This is a genomic window from Cohnella suwonensis, from assembly GCF_042655365.1.
GTDB classification, from domain to species: domain Bacteria; phylum Bacillota; class Bacilli; order Paenibacillales; family Paenibacillaceae; genus Cohnella; species Cohnella suwonensis.
Window position 1 is genome coordinate 212 of sequence record NZ_JBHSMH010000121.1, and the last position, 3,763, is coordinate 3,974.

Sequence of the window (3,763 nt, forward strand, 5' to 3'; positions counted from 1 at the left end):
CGTAGGCGAAAGCGTCAACTCCGCGCAGGCGAGCGCGACGCCGACGGCGCCGCAGCCTCCGGCCGCGCCGACGGGACTGACCGCGGCGGCGGGCAACGCGCAGGTTGCCTTGAGCTGGACGGCTTCCGCGGGCGCGACGAGCTATACGGTGAAGCGCGCGACGACGAGCGGCGGACCGTATGCGAACGTGGCGACCGGAGTGACGGCGACGAGTTACGCGGACACGGGACTGACGAACGGCACGACCTATTATTACGTCGTCAGCGCTTCGAATGCGGCAGGCGAAAGCGTCAACTCCGCGCAGGCGAGCGCGACGCCGGCGGCTCCGCAGCCTCCCGCCGCGCCGACGGGACTGACCGCCGCGGCGGGCAACGCGCAAGTCGCGCTGAGCTGGACGGCTTCCGCGGGCGCGACGAGTTATACGGTGAAGCGCGCGACGACGAGCGGCGGACCGTATACGAACGTGGCGACCGGGGTGACGGCGACGAGCTATACGAATACGGGACTGACGAACGGCACGACTTACTACTATGTCGTCAGCGCGTCCAACGCCGCGGGCGAGAGCGCGAATTCGTCGCAAGTTAGCGCGACGCCAAGCGGAGGCGGAACGGGCACTCTCGTCGCGCAATACAAGCTGAGCAATGCCAACGCGTCCGACAACCAGATTTACGCGTCTTTCAACGTCAAGAACACCGGCACGACCGCCGTCAGTCTGAGCAACGTGAAACTGCGCTATTATTTCACGAAAGACGGCGCGTCGGGAGTGAATTACTTCTTGGACTATGCCCAAGTCGGATCGGGCAACGTCGGCGGAGCTTTCGCAAGCGCTTCGGGCACCAATGCGGACACGTATTTGGAGCTCACGTTCGGCGCGGGCGCCGGCTCGATCGCGGCGGGCGGCCAAACGGGAGACATCATGATCCGTATCGCCAAGACCGATTGGTCCAATTTCAACGAGGCGAACGATTACTCGTTCGACGGAACGAAAACGGCCTTCGCGGACTGGAACAAAGTGACGCTCTATCAAGGCGGCACGCTCGTTTGGGGAATCGAACCGTAATAGAACCGTAAGAGAATCCAGGTCAACTAAAGGAGGAATTCGTAATGTATCAAAGTATCTACCGGAAAGGGCTCATATGGTGGATCGCGGCCGCCATGATCATGTCCGCCTATGCCAGCCTGTGGGTCTCGCCGAAGGAAGCTTCCGCGGCAACGATCTACGAGACGCGATTCATGGATCTGTACAATCAGATCAAAAATCCGGCTAACGGCTATTTCTCTCCCGAAGGCATTCCTTACCATGCCGTCGAGACGCTGATGAGCGAAGCGCCGGACTACGGCCATATGACGACGTCGGAAGCTTACAGCTATTGGCTGTGGCTGGAAACGCTGTACGGCCACTACACGGGCGACTGGACCAAGCTGGACGCAGCCTGGGCCAGCATGGAGAAATACATCATTCCGATTAACGAAGGCGACGGCGTCGAGGAACAACCGACAATGAACAACTACAATCCGAACAGTCCGGCTACGTATGCCTCGGAGCATCCTTTCCCGGATCAGTATCCTTCGCTGTTGTCGGGAGCGGTCCCGCCGGGTACCGACCCGCTCGATGCCGAACTGAAAGCGACCTACGGCAATAACCAGACCTATTTGATGCATTGGCTGGTGGACGTAGACAACTGGTACGGGTTCGGCAACACGCTTAATCCGTCCCACACCGCGACCTACGTCAATACGTTCCAGCGCGGAGAGGAAGAGTCGGTATGGGAGGCGATTACCCATCCGTCGCAGGATAACAAAACGTTCGGAAAACCGAACGAAGGCTTCATGAGCCTGTTCACGAAAGAATCGCAAGCTCCCGCGGCGCAGTGGAAATATACCAACGCAACCGATGCGGACGCGCGGGCGGTTCAGGTAATCTATTGGGCGAAGCAACTTGGCTATAACAACACGGCAGTGTTGAACAAAGCGAAAAAAATGGGCGATTTCCTTCGTTACGGCATGTACGATAAATACTTCCAGCAAGCCGGAAGCGCCAGCGACGGCACGCCTTCCGCCGGAACCGGCAAAAACGCCAGCTTTAATCTGCTCTCTTGGTATACCGCGTGGGGCGGCGGATTGGGCTCCGGCGGCAACTGGGCTTGGCGGATCGGCGCCAGCCACGCGCACCAAGCGTATCAGAACCCTGTCGCGGCCTATGCGCTCGGTACGACGGCAGGAGGACTCGCGCCGGCTTCGGCAACGGGGCAAGCGGACTGGAACGCATCGCTGACGCGCCAGCTCGAATTTTACAACTGGCTGCTGTCCGCGGAAGGCGCGATCGGCGGCGGCGCGACGAACAGCTGGGGCGGAAGCTACGCCGCTTATCCGTCCGGCGTGAGCACCTTCTATAATTTGGCGTATCAGCAAGCGCCGGTGTACACCGATCCGGACTCCAACGAATGGTTCGGGTTCCAGGCGTGGCCGCTCGAGAGGGTCGCGGAACTGTACTACATTCTCGCTTCCAGCGGAGACATTAGCTCGACCAACTTCCAGATGGCCAAAAACGTCATTACCAAATGGGTCGACTGGTCGATGGACTACACGTTCGTCAACGCGAAACCGGTGACGCAAGAATTCGGCCCGGACGACGACGATTATTACGTCGACACGAACGGCCAGCGCGTGCTGGGAGGGGCCAATCCTTCCATTGCGACGACGCCTGCGCAAGGAGAGTTTTATATTCCCGGTAAGCTTCTGTGGTCGGGTCAGCCGAATACGTGGACCAACTTCGCGAGCTTCCCGGGCAATTCGAATTACCATGCGACCACGGTTAACCCGAGCCAAGACGTCGGCGTTCTCGGCAGCTATATCAAAGCGTTGATCTTCTTCGCCGCGGGCACGAAGGCCGAGAGCGGCAGCTACACGACGCTTGGAGACCAGGCGAAGACGCTCGCGGATTCCCTTCTCGGCGCGGCATGGAACTTTAACGATGGCATCGGGATCGCAAAGGACGAAGAACGCGGCGACTATCACCGGTATTTCGAGAAAGAAATCTATTTCCCTACCGGATGGTCCGGCACGTACGGGATGGGCAACGCGATTCCCGGAACCGGCGGAATTGCGTCCGATCCCGCGCGCGGCGGCAACGGGGTCTACATCAGCTATCCGGAGCTTCGGCCGAAAATCACGCAAGATCCGAAATGGTCTTATCTTACGAATCTGTATAACACCTCTTGGAACCCGACGACGGAAAAATGGGATAACGGCACTCCGACGTTTAAGTATCACCGTTTCTGGTCGCAGGTCGACATCGCGACGGCTTATGCGGAATTCGACCGTTTGATCGGGTCTTCCACGCCGTCGGTTCCGTCGATTCCGGTCGGCTTGACAGCAACGGCGGGCAACGCGCAAGCTTCGCTAAGCTGGTCGGCATCCGCTGGCGCGACGAGCTATAACGTCAAGCGCGCGACGACGAGCGGCGGCCCGTACACGACGGTAGCGACCGGAGTTACGGCGACGGGTTACGCGGACACGGGCCTCTCGAACGGCACGACGTACTATTACGTCGTCAGCGCCGCGAACGCGGTCGGCGAAAGCGCGAATTCCTCGCAGGTTAGCGCAACGCCGTCCGTACCGACGATTCCTCCGGCACCGACCGGTCTTACGGCTACGGCGGGAAATGCGCAGGTTGCGCTTAGCTGGACGGCTTCCGCAGGTGCGACGAGCTATACGGTGAAGCGCGCAACGACGAGCGGTGGACCGTATACGAACGTGGCAA

At 60.1% G+C, this 3,763-nt stretch carries 2 protein-coding genes; both read left to right on the top strand.

The annotated features are described in order from the left end of the window. Window positions 1-1,060: cellulose binding domain-containing protein (locus ACFPPD_RS26940; protein WP_378084029.1), on the top strand; the 1,060-nt coding region annotated here is incomplete at its 5' end. 44 nt (window positions 1,061-1,104) lie between these two features. Further along, on the top strand, window positions 1,105-3,763 hold a 2,659-nt coding region (locus ACFPPD_RS26945), incomplete at its 3' end, for a glycoside hydrolase family 48 protein (RefSeq protein ID WP_378084032.1).